Origin of the sequence: Psychromonas sp. SR45-3 (genome assembly GCF_014163575.1) — a bacterium.
Taxonomy (GTDB): domain Bacteria; phylum Pseudomonadota; class Gammaproteobacteria; order Enterobacterales; family Psychromonadaceae; genus Psychromonas; species Psychromonas arctica.
Genome location: NZ_JACJDP010000005.1, coordinates 156,362 through 172,865, shown reverse-complemented (window position 1 = coordinate 172,865; position 16,504 = coordinate 156,362). Strand labels below are relative to the sequence as shown.

Below are 16,504 nucleotides of genomic sequence, written 5' to 3'. Positions count from 1 at the left end.
TTTGCCCCTAATCTTGCCATTTAAGTTTGTTTTAATACTGACATCTAAACAGCAACCTTAGTTGCAATATTTAATGTTAAAGGAGTTTAGGCATGTCAAAACAAACATCAACGTCATTATCACACCTTAAAAAATCATTGTTAGGTGTGGCTGTACTTTCTGCTGTCACGGGAGGCCTAGTTTTGTTGGAAGAATATAGAAGCAATAAACAGGCGTCAGCTTATTCTACTTATTTGAGCAGCTATAAAGTACCAGCCCATAATAACGATCAAGGATCGCAACAAGTGATCTTTTTTAAACGAGCAATAGATAATAGTTTATTAACCACCGATGCCAATGAGCTGGCTGCTATCGCTGAAAAAAATTTGCTAGAAGACGCATATTCAGCAGGCCAACATAATACTGCAGAACGTGGTGAAGATCATGGGGTAGATAATATGACAGTGAACAACAATTTTAAAACACATAATCAATCAAAAGATCAGCGACTAGCTAAATCAGAATTAAGTCCTACAACCATGGTTATTGAACCGACCTCAATAGAGGTTGAGCAGCAAGAAACTACTAACGTTTTATTTGCTTTGTCATCATCGAAGATTGCGCCTGAATTTAAATTAGCCTTATTAGATACAGCGGACTTGATAAAACAACAGCCTAAATTGAAAAAGTGGCAGGTTATAGGCCATACGGACAAGTCTGGAAGGGCATCTTATAATTTAAGTCTCGCACACAAAAGAGCTGAAAATGTGGCTAACTATTTGATTGAACATGGGGTTGCACAGCAACAGCTTGTTTTGGTGACATTAGGTGAATATGAAGCCATGAAGTTAACGGCAAGCACTTATAATAAAGGCTTGAGAAAAGTACAAGTCAGTCCCTATACACCCGGTGTAGATAAATTAGCTGTTCGCGTTAAAAGACAAACAGATAAAGCAGAACAACGCTTAGCATCGATAAAATTAGCCATGATTAAAAAAGCGCAGGCGAAGGCTTCTCAACAAGGCACTATTGATGAAACTGAAGCGATAGCTTTTGCTGTTAATCATGGGAACACTCAAGTAACTACTCATTCTCAAGTGACTATTCCTTCTCAATTAAAGCAGGGTAGCGAAGTAGTGCAGGTAAATACTGAATTAGTTTTAAATGATTTTGGGTCATTTAATAATAATGATAACGAACAGCATAATATTAACCTCAAAGAAAGCAAAGAAAGGCACATTGCAGCAGAAAATGAAGCACTTAATATGCGAAGAAAGACCTCTCAACAAGCTTCATTTAATGACGTCACGATACCTTCACAAAGAGAGATAAAAAGTGTCACAAAAGATCAGCAAAATACACAAATAAAGGCCATTGAAGAACCGTTAATTACTATGTTGAGCTATCAATTATAAGGGGTATACCATGTATCAATCAGATTCAAAAATAAACACACTCAGCGGATTGCTAAAAAAACATGAATTAATCAACGCGACAGTTATTTCAAGTTCCAGTTTGTTTTTTTTAATTTATTTTGTGATGTAGGATGAATATATATTTGATGACTTAGATTTAATGATAAATAGTTTAATTTAAGTCATTGTTTATGAATGTTATTTTTAGGCTAAATGAAAAGTGTTTATAATAAACAGTTACTAGGATTGTTGCCTGTCATTGCGAAATAGTGAGTATAAACCATAAAAATAGCGTCTTAATTTGCCCAGTTGGCCCCATTAAAAGCAGAGGTTATTTAATTTTTTTGTTAGTTGGCCCTACCCAAGGCTATTTAATTATAGTTAATTAAGAAGCACGTTTTAGCAATCAGGTGCTGATCAACAAATGGGGAATTAATGCTTAAGAAAATATTGGTTTTTACCGATTTAGATGGAACATTATTAGATCATTACACCTATCAAACTGACGCAGCGACAGAAATGATAGCAACGTTGAAGTTAAACGCGATAGACATCATCCCTAATAGTAGCAAAACGCTACCTGAAATATCCTTAATACGGGAACAGTTAGATTTATACTCTCCTTTTATCATTGAAAATGGTGCGGCTGTTTTTATCCCTATTAACTATTTTAAACAACAACCTGCCGAGACAATCGTGCAAGGTAAATACTGGGTAAAATCTTTTTCTCAAGAAAAATCATATTGGCTACAACTGTTGAATAGTGAAGCAAGTTCATTCCAACACCTGTTTCGAGGTTTCTCTGAAATGAGCAATCAGCAACTTGCTGAATTGACAGGGCTAAGTATTGAAAATGCAAAAATGGCTAAACAGCGTCAATATGGAGAGCCTCTAAATTGGTTAGGAGATGAGCAACAACAAGCAGAATTCAGCAAACTTATGAGTCGTTTAGGGGCCAACGTATTAGAAGGTGGCCGTTTTCTACATATCAGCGGGCATTGCGATAAAGGCAAAGCACAGCAATGGTTAACCGCACAATATTCACAGCAACAAGTTGCTCAAACAGCTACACATTTGACTAGACATTCAACAGAGCCTTCAAACACCGCATCCTCATTATTTCCATTGCAACAGGCTTTATTACAAAGCAATGAATCGAAGAAGCAAGTTATCAGCATTGCAATGGGCGATGGCAAAAATGATATTGCGATGCTAGAGCAAGCGACTATTGCTGTGCAGGTTCGCTCACCTGTGCATGATTTCCCCGCTTTATCGCGTACTGAACATGTTTATCAAAGTCATTTATATGGTCCTGCAGGTTGGACAGAATGTTTAAATAAGATTTTATCATCGACACAAATTTTTTAAATTAAGGAACTGAATTATGGCTGATTTTTATCAAAATGGCATTGTCACCACAATGCATAATTTAAGACAGCGTAGTAATCAAGATCTTGAAGCTGAGCTACAAACCTTTTCTTCAACACGCCCGATGGGGTTAATCTTACCTTCACTTTTCTCTGAATTAGAAGGCGAGGCATTTCCTGATATTGTGGATCACCTTTGCGAGGTCCCTTACTTATCTGAAATCGTCGTCGGTTTAGACCGCGCAAGTGAAGAACAATACCGCCATGCACTCAAATTCTTTAAAAAACTGCCTCAACATCACCGCGTATTATGGAATGAAGGACCAAGGCTAAAAGCGCTAGATGCTAAATTGCAAGCACTGGGGGTCGCACCTAAGGAGTTAGGTAAAGGACGTAATGTTTGGTATTGCATGGGTTATACCTTGGCTTCTGGTAAAGCTGAATCGGTTGCATTACATGACTGTGACATTGTTACCTATGACCGTTCATTATTAGCAAGGTTAATTTACCCCGTCGCTAATCCTGGTTTTAATTACGAATTCTGTAAAGGTTTTTATTCGCGAGTAGCAGACGGTAAAATTAATGGGCGCGTGTCTCGTTTACTGGTTACGCCCTTGGTGAAAGCATTGAAGAAAACCATTGGTCATAATGAATACTTGGAATTTATTGATAGCTTTCTCTATCCATTAGCGGGTGAATTTTCTTTCCGAAAAGATGTCTTAAGTGATTTACGTATTCCAAGTGATTGGGGATTAGAGATAGGTGTATTATCAGAAATGCATCGTAACTACGCAAGCAATCGTACTTGTCAGGTGGATATTTCAGATGCCTATGACCATAAGCATCAAGATCTTTCTTTAGAAAGCGTCGAAGGCGGTTTATCAAAAATGTCCATTGATATCAGCAAAGCATTCATCCGTAAATTAGCGACACAGGGCGAAACATTCAGCCCTGAAAGTATTCGTACGCTTAAAGCAACGTATTACCGCATTGCATTGGATTATTTAGAAATGTATCGCGGTGATGCAATGATGAATGGTTTAAGTTTGGATATTCACAATGAAGAAAAAGCAATCGAAATGTTTGCTGAAAACGTGATGACCGCAGGTCAAATATTTTTAGATAAACCAATGGATACGCCTTTTATTCCCTCTTGGAGTCGAGTGATCAGCGCTATGCCCGATGTATTAGAGCAATTAAAAGAAGCGGTAGAATTAGATCACCAAGAGTTTAGTGAATAGATAAATAGGAATTATTGCAGATATTGTGTGTTTATTTCGAAGTACTGCAAAATAAACACTATTTTCAAGGTAAACATTGGGGCGCGTGCACAAGGAGAAATGAATGGATGAATTAAACGACATGGAAGAAACGTTAATCATTTTAAAAAATAAATTAGTGCAGCAACTTAACATTATTTATAAAGAAGTTGACCTGAACATCAGTTGTGAAGAACTAAGCGAACAATTAATTAAATTAATGCGTTTAGATGAAGCTTGCTCAACGCCCGTTGCTTATCAAAGCCATTGGTCACAACAAGATGTTGTAATGATCACCTATGGAGACTCATTATTAAAAGCAGATGAAAAACCATTAGTGACACTAAAACACTTTATGGATAAATATTTAGGTGGCAGTGTTAATAGCGTTCATATTTTGCCATTCTTTCCCTATAGCTCGGACGACGGATTTTCTGTTATTGATTATTCCAGTGTCAATGAGTCCTTAGGCGACTGGGATGATATACAAGCAATAGCAAAAGATCGCCGTTTGATGTCTGACCTAGTAATTAATCATTGTTCCAGCAGAAGCGCATGGTTTGATAATTTCATTAAAGGGGAGGGGATAGGCCATGACTTTTTCTATACGGCATCCCCTGAGGATGACTTATCAGAGGTGGTGAGACCACGTACTTCCGATTTATTAAGAGAAACTGAAACGGGTAAAGGCACACAGCATGTATGGTGTACTTTTAGTCACGATCAAGTCGATTTCGATTTTAGAAATCCAGAAGTGTTAAAAAGCTTTGTCGACATTATCCGTTTATATCTTGATAGAGGCGTTAAAATTTTTAGGTTTGATGCCGTCGCATTTTTATGGAAAAAATTGAACAGTAGCTCAATCAATTTACCTGAAACTCATGAAGTCATCCGTTTATTAAGAACATTATTAGAGCATGCAGAAAGCGACGCCGTTATTATTACTGAAACTAATATACCTAATACTCAAAACCTGACTTATTTTGGTAATGCCAATGAAGCACACGCCATCTACAACTTTTCATTACCGCCTTTACTGATAAATAGCTTAGTCACCGGTAACTGTTTATACCTAAAACGCTGGTTGATGAGTATGCCGCCATCTCAAAATGGTACCGCTTATTTTAATTTCATTGCATCTCATGATGGTATTGGTCTACGTCCAGCTGAAGGCTTGCTAAACGACTATGAGCTCACTACCTTAGTGGAAACCATGCAATCATTTGGTGGTAAAGTCTCATGGCGTAGCACAGCGTTAGGGCAGCAAAAAGCCTATGAAATTAATATCGCATTATTCGATGCATTACAAGGTACAACCAAAGGAGCTGATAGCTTCGGTTTACAGCGATTTATTTGTGCACACGCTGTCATGTTCGCACTAGAAGGTATTCCTGGCGTTTACATCCACAGTTTACTGGGCACACAGAATGATTATGAAAAAGTCGCTAATACTCAGCAAAATCGCTCTATTAATCGTCATCGTTGGGACTATCAGGAGCTTGAAGAGAATCTAGGGGATAAAAGCGATCATCATGCGATTGTATTAGCATCATTGAAAGAGTTATTGGATATTCGCATTAAGCAACCTGCATTTCACCCTAATGCAACCCAGTTCACTCTGCATTTAGGGTTGCAACTATTTGGATTTTGGAGACAAAGCCTAGATAGAAAACAGAGTATTTTTTGTATTAACAATATTACTGACCACGACATGGAATTATCAATTCAAGAATTAAATTTGATTATGACTGATAATTGGTTTGAACTGATTTCAGGAGAACCGCTGGATATGCAACAAGAAGTGATAGTGCTAAGCCCCTATCAAACCGTTTGGATAACTAATAACGATTATAAGTAATGAGCAGTTATGAATAGTCGCTATCAATAAATATGATTAGTAACTGATTGAATTTTGGTTAAATAATGTGAGGCATCGTATAAAAAAGAGTCCCTTTCACTATTGCTTTGAAAGGGGCTCTTTTTAGTGGTTTCGTTAAAGTAGCTTGCCTTAATCTATTTCATTAGAAGGTGTGTTGAGTATGTTCAATTCAACGGGAGAGGTTGATTGTGCCATTAACTGCGCCTGAATTTCGACTAATTTGGCTTGTATGATAGTTAGATTTTTGCCGCCTAATCTCAGTAATAGTTTTTGTGCATGATTTAACGCCTCTAATGTTGGATTATTATACAAATACATTACAGAAGGAGACTTTAATGAGATTGGGCCATTAATAACGGGAACACTTAACGCCATTTCTATTGCATCATTTAACACCTCATCAAAGTCTACACCTGGAAGCGAAATCTCTGCATAGGTTTGGTCGATAAGTGGTTTCAGCATATAGTACGTTGCCACAATTTTTTCGCTGTCGATTGAGTCTATAAATTTTGTGTAGTTATCATAACGATGGTAATTCAGTACAGATACATAGGTTTTACCGTTACTGTCTTTTTTACGAAATGGTATATCAGTTGCCAGCAATGGACTAAAGCTAGCAAGAAACTCACCACGGCTAAAATTATCAATAAAAACCACCGTGCTGCGCAACAGATCTTGCTCTAATAAATTATCAACAATTAATGTCTGTTCACTAAACTCTTCAATCGCTTCTAATACCAAAGGGTCTGACTCATCGATCAAAGGTAAATTAGAATCAATAACTATTTCAGTAGGTTGTGCCGCTGATATTGGTAATACACCTAAAGCCGAAGCCACTAACAAATCTTCCTCTTTTTGAGGTATTTCAACCTGTTCAAGGTCGGGCACTTCTTTAATAACAACCGTTTCTTTTTCGGGTTGGGCCATTGCTTCCTGTCGCTGTGTTTGTTTTAACGCAGCTAATTTCTCCATTTTATCGTTGAAATAAGAGGTCAGTCCTAAACGTTGAATTAATTGCGGTGCAGTATCAGGATAAGCGAAAAAATAGGTGCTAGTGCCAAACATCGTGAGACAAGTTAATATAAGCACAATATTAAGCCATGAATAAGCTTTCTCTTTTTTTGAATCGGGGTAAGCCATGCTTAGTGCACTCCGTTAATAATAGGTAGGCTGAAGTTATAACAATTAAACAATATTGTACCAAGTTGGATTAAAATGATATTTAATTCATGAACATATTTTATATAGCTTACCAAATCAACTTACATTAAGTTTAAAAAAATCACGTTACAAACCATTAAATGCTAAAAATGATACTAAGAACGAATTAATTGTAGACAATGCGTTTAATAATCAAGCAAGCAGAGAAATATATGCAAATAAAGTTTGACGATCACAAACCAACTCAGTAATATCTCGCCTCGTTGACAGGCATTAAGTTCTTACAAAGATTAGTTGCTTCAACAGTTCAGCTAGCGAGGTGTGATAACATATACATCCTTAATAATAAGCAGAACGGTGAGTGTTGTTTTACAACATATAACCAGTGCAATTAAATGCGCAAATGAATGCTCGGTGATTAGCGCAGCTTGATAGTGCATCTCCAGTGTTTTGTAAAAGAGTTGGACCAGAGGGTTTGACGCATAATAACAAAACACAAATAAAAATACTCGGTGATTGGCACAGTTTGATAGTGTATCTCCAGTGTTTTGGAAAAGAGTTGGACCAGAGGGTTTGACGCATAATAACAAAACACAAATAAAAATACTCGGTGATTAGCGCAGCTTGGTAGCGCATCTGGTTTGGGACCAGAGGGTCAGAGGTTCGAATCCTCTATCACCGACCACATTTTGAAAACAATGAGAAATCGTTGTAAGATATAAGTCCAGCTTTTGCGCCCTTAGCTCAGCCGGATAGAGCAACGGCCTTCTAAGCCGTAGGCCACAGGTTCGAATCCTGTAGGGCGTACCATTTTTAAAAAAGTTTATTGGCGGATGTAGCTCAGTTGGTAGAGCCCCGGATTGTGATTCCGGTTGTCGCGGGTTCAAACCCCGTCATTCGCCCCATTTTTTAAATCTTAAGTTTGAAAATGTTTAAGTCGTTGCGGAATTGGCGGAATTGGTAGACGCGCTAGATTTAGGTTCTAGTATCGTAAGATGTGAGAGTTCAAGTCTCTCATTCCGCACCATTTAAACAATAATATCAATTAGTTAATTACAATCCCTGACTAATTAGATATTAACAATTTCGGTGATTAGCGCAGCTTGGTAGCGCATCTGGTTTGGGACCAGAGGGTCAGAGGTTCGAATCCTCTATCACCGACCACATTAAGAAAACCGCTTTATGCTTAAACGCAAAAGCGGTTTTTTTTCGTCTTTAATTTGACAATATCAACCCAGTTTTAATCCAGTATTATTCAAATTTCCCTCTTTTTTAACACTACTTTTAGTCGCTTTGAATAACTAAAAAAACACTAAAATTTAGCTCGGTGACCAAACGGTGACCAAATGGTGTCCATTTTGGTGACCAAGTTTATTTAAAGCGGATTGATTACTGTTTTTTTAGCCATCTACCCTGTAAATAATTCTGTGTAATTACCATTTTTACCAGATGATTCTTCAAGCGGTCTTCAAACTCTATTATAAACCAGCTCATCGTAGCTCTCCGCTGTTGAACAGTTTTGACCATTTATTTGATGCCGCTTTAATTACTAAACAAAGGCACTTGTTGTGACAAAAGGAACGTTTGCCGGGTTATATAGTGTCCAACAGGTTGATTATATCGTTCATTGGAAGGTGTCTAAGTATTACCTACCAACAATGCCCTACACTATCATTTCAAGTGGTAGCTTGTCTTTATCAAGGTAATAGCATCTTGTTCTTTAAGGCATTGGTCAATTCAATCAGGAGAAAGGACTTCAGATAATGAATTGTAATGTTCAGGAGTGAAGGCTTCAATAGGGTGAAAGTCGTAATCTAAAGTCACAAAAAAAACCGACGTTGTTTGAACATCGGATTTTGATTACATATACCTAAAAATCAACACTTTTTATTAACTGATCAGCATTACATCTTAGGTTGCTATTTTTGTTTATTTTAGATCGTCACAATCGATTTATGGAGTGTCTTTTACAAATTAAGCAAGCCATGTAAGGATCAACTTCGTCTATACTTTGTAACATCAGATATTAGTTTTACCTGCTTTGTTGGAAATCCATTCTTGCATGTCGTTTTTTAGTTGATCAGCTTTTTTGCCAAAAATAGCTTGTATTTCATTCTTGACGATAATTACTTTTAAAGCGCCAAGTTTTTCTATTGTTTTTTGGTCAACAATTTTCACTTTATCTACTTTTACACGTAGACGAGTAAAACAGGCGTCAATGTTGGAGATATTTTCTTTGCCACCCAAAGCCGTAACAAGATCACTAGCTAGTTTTGCATCTGCTTTATTAGAAATCCATTCTTGCATGTCGGTCTTTAGTTGCTCAGCTTTTTTGCCAAAAATAGCTTGTACTTCATTCTTGACGATAATTACTTTTAAAGCGCCAAGTTTTTCTATTGTTTTTTGGTCAACAATTTTTACTTTATCTACTTTTACACGTAGACGAGTAAAACAGGCGTCAATGTCAGTGATATTGTCTTTGCTGCCAAAGGCTAAAACAAGTCTTTCAGCAGTATCTTCATAATTCGTTAATGGGGTATTTGACATATTTACTGCTCCTAAAACACAATTAAAGTATTGACTATTAACTGTGTATTTAAATTAAATGAGTTGTGTTGATTGATATAAGTACGAGCATTCCCTTAAAAGAAGTTAAAATTTATATTACACCAATCTGACTATTTTTGACCTAATATTAGATAGGGAAATCAAGTTAATTAAAAACAGGTTTTCATATAAACATCTGTTTATATTGAACAAATTATCACTAGGCAACAGGTTTTATCGTGAAATTATATACCACCACGAATATGTTGTTTTACTTGAGATTGATAAAACATTTTTAATTTTTTATCAAGTTCTTCATCAAGGGGAGCCAAATTACTTACCTGTGCATTTTTTATTACCTGTTGCGGGCTACTTGCTCCAGCAATAATGGTGCTGACCTGTGGTTGATCTAATAACCAACGTAACGAGGTCTCTAATAAGTTTAAATGGCTAGGCAGTATTGCTTTAAGCTGATCGACCAATTCAATCCCTTTATTAAACGGTAATCCATTAAACGTTTCTCCGACGTGAAATGCAGCACCGTCTTTATTATAATTACGATGGTCTTGCTCTGAAAACTTCTGATCTTTAGCCATTTTCCCGCTCAACAACCCACTCGCTAATGGTAAACGAACAATAACGCCGATATTATTTTCCGCCGCCTTTGGTAATAATGTTTCGATCGCCTTTTGTCTGAAAATATTGAAAATAATTTGTACCGTGGCAAGTTTGGGTACTTGGCAGCAAAATATGGCATCGTCAATCATTTCAACACTGGCACCAAAGTTTTTAATTAGTCCTTGTTGTTGAAAGTCTTCTAACCAATTAAATATTTCACCATTTCGTAATACTTCAGGCGGAATACAATGTAACTGAACTAAATCTAAAGCCTCAAGGCCTAAGCGCGTTATCGACCCTTGTATATTTTCTCTTACTTTATTTTTTGTGTAACTCGCAGGAAACAACGTTTCCCCTCGGCCCACCTTAGTGATAACAAATGGCTTTTCTTTACTTTTTTTCAGCCATCTTCCGATACGATCTTCGCTGATTCCGCCACCATATACATCAGCGGTATCTAATAAATTGATACCTTCATCTGATGCTACCGATAATATTTCTTGTGCTTGTTTGTCTTCAAGAGGGCCAAAATCATTTCCCAATTGCCAGCAACCAAGGCCAATTTCAGAAACGTCAAAGCCCGTACTACCTAATATTCTTTTTTTCATTATTATTTACCTTGTAAATGGGAGGTATCCAATCATTGCTGAACGATTATTCATCGAACATAAATTAATTATTCAGCGTACTCAAATTGATTATTCGAAATGGTATTTTTGTCCAACTTGTTGTCGAACAGTATCCATAACCGTCATAGTGGCGAGCGTATCTTGGTGAGTGATGCCTGGGCTTTCTAATAGACCCCCACGAATGCAGGACATTGCTTCTTCAATTTCGTATTCAAAACCTGTCGAACGGAAAGGTTTATCTATTGTTAATGTTTCACTTTCGGTCACTAATGTGGCTTTATTTGTACACCAAAACATATCATGTATTTTAATTTGGCCTTTAGTACCATAAATACAAAAATCGTTACGGTGTTTTGCCATAAAACTACAAGTAAACTGTGAAAATCGACCATCGCTGTACTCCATATTTACAGAGGTATGCTCATCAACCTCTGTTTCAGTTAATAATGACGTCGCTTGAATAGATTCAGGGTTTTCTCCGTAAACCCACTGTGAGACAGTTATGTTATATATACCCATGTCTAACAAGGTACCTCCCGCCAAATCATGGTTATATAGTCGGTCGTCTAGATCTTTTGGTATACAAAAACCGAAGTTTGACTGTAACGATTTCACTTCACCAATAACACCTGTATCTAACCAATTTCTAACTTGCTTATAAATAGGCAGAAAGCGTGTCCAAACCGCTTCCATTAAAAACAGATCTTTAGATTTCGCCAGTAACATTAGCTCTTGCGATTGCGCAGCATTCACTGTTAATGGCTTCTCACAAAGCACCGCTTTACCGGCTTCTAAACATAATTTAATTTGTTCATAATGAAAACGATGTGGTGTGGCAATATAAACCGCATCAATTTTTCCATCGTTCACTAGTTCATTGTAATCTAAATAGATATTTTCAATTTTATATTTATTAGCAAAGTTTGACGCTCTTTGTTTATTGCGACTAGCAATCGCATAAAGTTCGGCATCATCTATCACGGTTAATGCTTGAGCAAAGTTTTCAGCAATGCGCCCAGGTCCAATAAGACCCCATCGAAAGTGTTCCATCTTTTTTCCCCCTATGGTCGATAGTAGTATTAGCAAATTCATCAATAAAAACATGAGCAATAATATTAGTTTACCTAATAAAATATTGTTTACATATACCTATGCTTTAAACTCATTGTTTAATAATGTTAAACAATCTATTCAAAAGTTAGCTCTATAAGGATATGAAAGATGATCGATAAAAAAAATCTGCAAGGTATACCTGAATTTCTTAGGGTAGTTGATGATGGAAGTTTTAGTGCAGCGGCCAACATGTTAAACAGTTCGCGTTCAAGAGTGTCACAACTAATTACCCAACTAGAAAAAAACTTAGGCGTACAGTTATTACATCGTTCAACACGATCTATTATGCTAACCGATATTGGAGAACAGTTTTATCGTCAATGCACACAGGGCTTATCCTATATAGAGCAAGCAATCGACCAAGCACAAGAAGATCAACAAACATTGGCAGGGGAAATAAGAATCAATGCGGTAGGCGGTATTTTTGGTGAGCAAATTTTAACACCGTTACTTTTTCTATTTATGGATCAACATCCTGATGTAATTATCACCTTAGATTTTAGCAGCGTGCATGTCGATTTAATTGCCCAACACTACGATATTGTAGTGCGTATGGGGCCTTTACCAGATTCAAATTTGATTGCTCGGCCGCTAACAAGGTTTAAAACACATGTTTGCGCTTCACCAGAATATTTACATAAACACAAAAAAATTAGTCATCCTAAAGATTTACTCAAACATAACATCATTTTAGGATCAGTTCATAAATGGCCATTTACTAAGCTGAATTTGTTAGGGAATAATGACAAAGAGCGTGACCATTATGAGTTAACCCTAAAAGGAAAATTTCACTGTACGAATGGACATGTCAGTCGCCTTGCCGTATTAAATCATCAAGGTATCGCGCGTTTAACCGATTACCATATTAAAGATGACCTAGCGCAAGGACGTTTAGTAACGGTATTTGACGATTGGCAATTAAACGACAGTATAGTGTCGCTGGTTTACCCACAGGCGCGTTATAAAATTCTCCGCGTTCAAGCACTGATCGATTTTTTGCTACATAGCTTTGAAAGATAGCTATGAAGGGTAATATCTAGCTAACTGGGAAATTAAACTTTTTAACCTTAACTCTGGTAAATAAAAACGAAATTTATTTAATAATCAAATGCTTAAAATTTATCACTGTACAGTATTGATAGTTTTGTGTAGTTCCAGAAAAATCATCGTAGCAATAACTTGTTATTGGTAGCTAATTTAACGCAGAAACACACGAAAATGACTGTGCAGTATCGATTGGCTTATTGAACTGAGATTATTTATAAAAAAGTAAATGACAAGCCTTGAAGTGTTTAGTTGAATCTCAAAATATCGAAGATAAATTCCTACCTTAGAAATGGATGATCACCTTCGCTAAGTATTTTCCGAGACTTGTATGCTAATGCAATGTACGTTATTGGGGGTATGCTTTTGAAGCTAAGATTTACACTTAATGGTGCAGGTAATGCGAATAATAAAATTAAACTTGTAGTAGAACTGCTAGAGCATTCGGTTTCCGCATTGGCAACAATCAGTAATATATAAATACAAAAACCATATATTACAATTGTTTTTTTTCTTATTACTGATACTTTTAGGCAAACTGAAAGTATGAGCATTCACAATTTTTAAGATAAAAAATTTTACTTATAATTTAAAGCGTTGAATCTAGTTTTATGAGCGAAATTTACACAAGTTGTTTTAACAACAGTTAGAAAGAAGAAAATGTTAAATTTTTTGATTGAAATGCTTTTCCTATAAATATGGGAAGAGAGATAAGTCGTGATAAATTTAATTATTACAAATTTATTATTTCGGAATATAGATTATGGCACGTAAAAAAGATAAACAAAGTGGAAAGGGCTCTGCTGGTCAAAATCGCAAAAAAAGTGAAGATTTTTTACTGAAATACCAACAAAAAGATGGCGTCATATTTTCTCATTCAGGGTTAATGTACCGAGTTATTGAACAATCAGAAGGTCGCTATCCAACCATTGATGACAGTGTTGAAATTCACCAGCGAATTTTATTAACTGATGGTTCAGTTATCGCTGATACTTACCAAGTTAATAGCCCAGAAAAATTTAGCCTTGAAGAAGCCATTGACGGGTTGACTGAAGGTTTACAACATATGCCATTGGGATCGAGATACGAATTTGTAATACCTTCTGATTTAGCTTGGGGTAAAAAAGGCAATGGCGGTAAAATAGGTGCCCATGCAGTACTAGTTATTGATGTACGCTTAATAGATATATATTAATGATAAAGGTACTAAAAAAGTGACCGTTTTGCTGGTTAAGATAATCACTAACTTCGCGATGTGTTTGAACATGAGAAAACCTTCTTCAGAAAATCATGCCTTGTTATAAATAATTTACTCTGCGCAGTCTCAGATCACTATATTAATTTTATTGGTATTCGATAAAAGTTGTATCGACTTTTAATCGTTAGTATCAAGGAAAGTATAATGTCATTTTAATTAACAAATTTATCTGATTTTAGGGAGCGTTACACAGTAACTTACACTACATTATTTTATAAGAAGCCCCAAATTACTGGTTATTATTGAAAATAAAAGTTCAAGTAATTTGAAACCGTACTTAATTAATTTTTTACCAAGGTCTTTAAGCATGCAAACACTGAGTAAAAATGTTAAATCTGCATTGAAACAAAATTTAGTGCCAGGGGTAGTATTACAATTGTTTGCAGTGCTCACTGCATTGTGCTACTTCTATTATGAGCCAGCGGCTGTCGTCTTTACCTATTTGAGTGATTTAAAAAGTCAATATGGTTGGAAATATGCGATGTTATCAACTTCTCTTTTTGGTGGGTTTATCCCCTTTATTTACCTCGTTTTAACCAAACAAATTCATGAAAAAATTGCCGCTGTCGGTCTTTTTTATGTTCTATTTTGGGCTTATAAAGGTGTTGAAGTAGATTTTTTATATCAACTTCAAGAGAATTGGTTTGGCACTGGTAATGATGTAGGCACGCTAGCGAAAAAGACGATTATTGACCAATTTGTTTATGGCTCTCTATGGGCAGCACCGAGTATGGCGATTGCATACTTATGGAAAGATAAGCTTCTTAATTTTCGTCAAACATTTGCAAATATTGATAAGGCGTTTGTATTCGTGCAAATTCCCACAACATTGGTTACCAACTGGATAATTTGGATTCCGTCAGTCTTGATTATTTATTCAATGCCTTCTGATTTGCAAATTCCATTGTTTAATTTTGTGTTATGTTTCTTTGTATTGCTTCTTTCTAGTATCAGTAAAAAAAAGACATAAAAAATCTTGGTTACCCGCATTTGTTAGCCATAAGTTTACCTTAATGAATTGTCATGACGGATTCATTAAAACGGTCACTCTTTGGCCCTCCAAAGCGATGTGTGGACTCCACCAACTCTAGCAAGTAACGTAGAGTATCGGTAACTAATTAGGAGACCATATTATGCTTCAATCTAATATTTTCGGAATCGATCTAGCTAAAACAGTATTTCAAGTTTGCCAAATAAGTCAACACGGTGAATTGGTTATGAATAAAGCCGTTAACCGCCAAAAGCTAAAAGAGTTGCTTGCTAATGCAAAGCAGTCAATTGTCGCAATAGAAGGCTGTGGTAGTAGCAATTATTGGGGGAGATATGCAGAGCAGTTTGGCCATGAGGTCAGAATAATTAGCCCTAAAAAAGTAAAAGGTTTCCTTCAAGGTCAAAAAACGGATGCTAACGATGCCTTAGCGATTGCAAATGCCGCATTACAAATTGGTTTGAAATACAGTAAACCTAAAAATAAAGAACAGCAATCACTTCAATCTTTAGAAACTAGTCGAGTATTTCTCTCTAGAAACATCACTTCACTGGGCAACCATATTAGAGCAATGTTATATGAATATGGCATAACAAGTGCACGTGGTGTTTTAGGTTTAAAAAAAGCAGTGCAAAATACTATCGATGAACCGAGCTTAATTCCTACATGCTTAATCTCTACTTTGCATCAATTATGGGAACAGTATTTAGAATTGAAAATTGAGTTTAGTCAGTTAGAAAAGACAAAGAATGCATTAGTCAGGCAGTTAAATCCTTGTAAAAACTTGATGGATTTGGAAGGTGTTGCTGAAATTTGTTCAGGTATGCTTTATTCAACTATTGGTGATGGCAAACAGTTTAAAAGTGGTCGCCAGGCAGCTGCTTTTGTAGGTGTAACCCCGAAACAGCATAGTTCAGGAGGTAAAACCAAGATGACTGGAATTATTAAAAATGGAGGCGTTAAAGAATTAAGATGTGCTTTATACCAAGGAGCGCTTTCATATATATCAAGGTTGCCTGATGAGCCAAGAACACTAAAACAAGCGTGGTTAATACAACTAAGAGAGCGATTAGGTATTAAGAGAACCTGTATTGCTTTAGCAAATAAAACAGTTAGAACGGCTTGGGCTATTTTGAGATATGAAACTAAATATCAGCAGCAATTATTAGTGACAGAATAAAAAATTAGAACACGTTAATTCAATAAAAACAGCTTTACCCAATTTTACAACAATGATGAAGCATAAA

12 protein-coding genes and 5 tRNA genes are annotated in these 16,504 nt (G+C 36.2%); 13 read left to right on the top strand and 4 right to left on the bottom strand.

Annotation, left to right across the window (positions count from 1 at the left end):
- The first annotated feature begins 92 nt into the window (after positions 1-92).
- The 4 genes from H5084_RS05025 to H5084_RS05010 all read left to right on the top strand — a co-directional run bounded on the left by H5084_RS05025 (position 93) and on the right by H5084_RS05010 (position 5,878).
- Positions 93-1,394: an OmpA family protein gene (locus tag H5084_RS05025; protein WP_182689723.1), complete on the top strand. Its 1,302-nt coding sequence runs from the start codon at positions 93-95 to the stop codon at positions 1,392-1,394.
- Between the two features lie 435 nt (positions 1,395-1,829).
- Complete coding sequence (locus H5084_RS05020) at positions 1,830-2,762, top strand: mannosyl-3-phosphoglycerate phosphatase (protein ID WP_182689722.1); 933 nt, start codon at positions 1,830-1,832, stop codon at positions 2,760-2,762.
- 16 nt (positions 2,763-2,778) lie between these two features.
- Positions 2,779-4,002 (top strand): glycosyl transferase, encoded by a 1,224-nt coding sequence (locus H5084_RS05015; protein ID WP_028868719.1) that lies wholly within the window; start codon positions 2,779-2,781, stop codon positions 4,000-4,002.
- Positions 4,003-4,105: 103 nt separating this feature from the next.
- Positions 4,106-5,878, top strand: a complete 1,773-nt coding sequence (locus H5084_RS05010) for a sugar phosphorylase (protein ID WP_409077627.1) — start codon at positions 4,106-4,108, stop codon at positions 5,876-5,878.
- A gap of 150 nt (positions 5,879-6,028) precedes the next feature.
- On the opposite strand, the gene H5084_RS05005 is transcribed toward H5084_RS05010, so the two are convergent.
- On the bottom strand, positions 6,029-7,039 hold the full coding sequence (locus H5084_RS05005) for a DUF3014 domain-containing protein (RefSeq protein WP_182689721.1): 1,011 nt from the start codon (positions 7,037-7,039) through the stop codon (positions 6,029-6,031).
- A gap of 629 nt (positions 7,040-7,668) precedes the next feature.
- Here H5084_RS05005 and H5084_RS05000 point away from each other — a divergent pair.
- The 5 genes from H5084_RS05000 (at position 7,669) to H5084_RS04980 (ending at position 8,224) form a co-directional block, all read left to right on the top strand.
- Positions 7,669-7,745 (top strand) — tRNA-Pro (locus H5084_RS05000).
- A 48-nt stretch (positions 7,746-7,793) separates the two neighbouring features.
- Positions 7,794-7,870: transfer RNA gene (locus tag H5084_RS04995), tRNA-Arg, on the top strand.
- A 19-nt stretch (positions 7,871-7,889) separates the two neighbouring features.
- Positions 7,890-7,965 (top strand) — tRNA-His (locus H5084_RS04990).
- Positions 7,966-8,002: 37 nt separating this feature from the next.
- Positions 8,003-8,087: transfer RNA gene (locus H5084_RS04985), tRNA-Leu, on the top strand.
- Between the two features lie 60 nt (positions 8,088-8,147).
- Positions 8,148-8,224 (top strand) — tRNA-Pro (locus H5084_RS04980).
- An 855-nt stretch (positions 8,225-9,079) separates the two neighbouring features.
- Here the strand turns inward: H5084_RS04980 and H5084_RS04975 are convergent.
- From H5084_RS04975 to H5084_RS04965, 3 genes are all read right to left on the bottom strand, one after another.
- Positions 9,080-9,607, bottom strand: a complete 528-nt coding sequence (locus H5084_RS04975) for a glucose PTS transporter subunit EIIB (protein ID WP_182689720.1) — start codon at positions 9,605-9,607, stop codon at positions 9,080-9,082.
- Positions 9,608-9,852: 245 nt separating this feature from the next.
- Positions 9,853-10,833: an aldo/keto reductase gene (locus tag H5084_RS04970; protein WP_182689719.1), complete on the bottom strand. Its 981-nt coding sequence runs from the start codon at positions 10,831-10,833 to the stop codon at positions 9,853-9,855.
- A gap of 90 nt (positions 10,834-10,923) precedes the next feature.
- Complete coding sequence (locus tag H5084_RS04965) at positions 10,924-11,904, bottom strand: Gfo/Idh/MocA family protein (protein ID WP_182689718.1); 981 nt, start codon at positions 11,902-11,904, stop codon at positions 10,924-10,926.
- Between the two features lie 171 nt (positions 11,905-12,075).
- Here H5084_RS04965 and H5084_RS04960 point away from each other — a divergent pair, with 171 nt between their 5' ends.
- The 4 genes from H5084_RS04960 to H5084_RS04945 all read left to right on the top strand — a co-directional run bounded on the left by H5084_RS04960 (position 12,076) and on the right by H5084_RS04945 (position 16,437).
- Positions 12,076-12,987: a LysR family transcriptional regulator gene (locus tag H5084_RS04960; RefSeq protein WP_182689717.1), complete on the top strand. Its 912-nt coding sequence runs from the start codon at positions 12,076-12,078 to the stop codon at positions 12,985-12,987.
- A 787-nt stretch (positions 12,988-13,774) separates the two neighbouring features.
- Entirely contained in the window at positions 13,775-14,206 is a 432-nt protein-coding gene (locus H5084_RS04955; RefSeq protein ID WP_182689716.1) for an FKBP-type peptidyl-prolyl cis-trans isomerase, read from the top strand.
- 370 nt (positions 14,207-14,576) lie between these two features.
- The gene (locus tag H5084_RS04950) at positions 14,577-15,239 is read left to right on the top strand and encodes a hypothetical protein (protein WP_182689715.1); all 663 of its coding nucleotides are present in this window, start codon (positions 14,577-14,579) and stop codon (positions 15,237-15,239) included.
- A gap of 163 nt (positions 15,240-15,402) precedes the next feature.
- Positions 15,403-16,437 (top strand): IS110 family transposase, encoded by a 1,035-nt coding sequence (locus H5084_RS04945; protein WP_182689714.1) that lies wholly within the window; start codon positions 15,403-15,405, stop codon positions 16,435-16,437.
- Positions 16,438-16,504 lie beyond the last annotated feature (67 nt).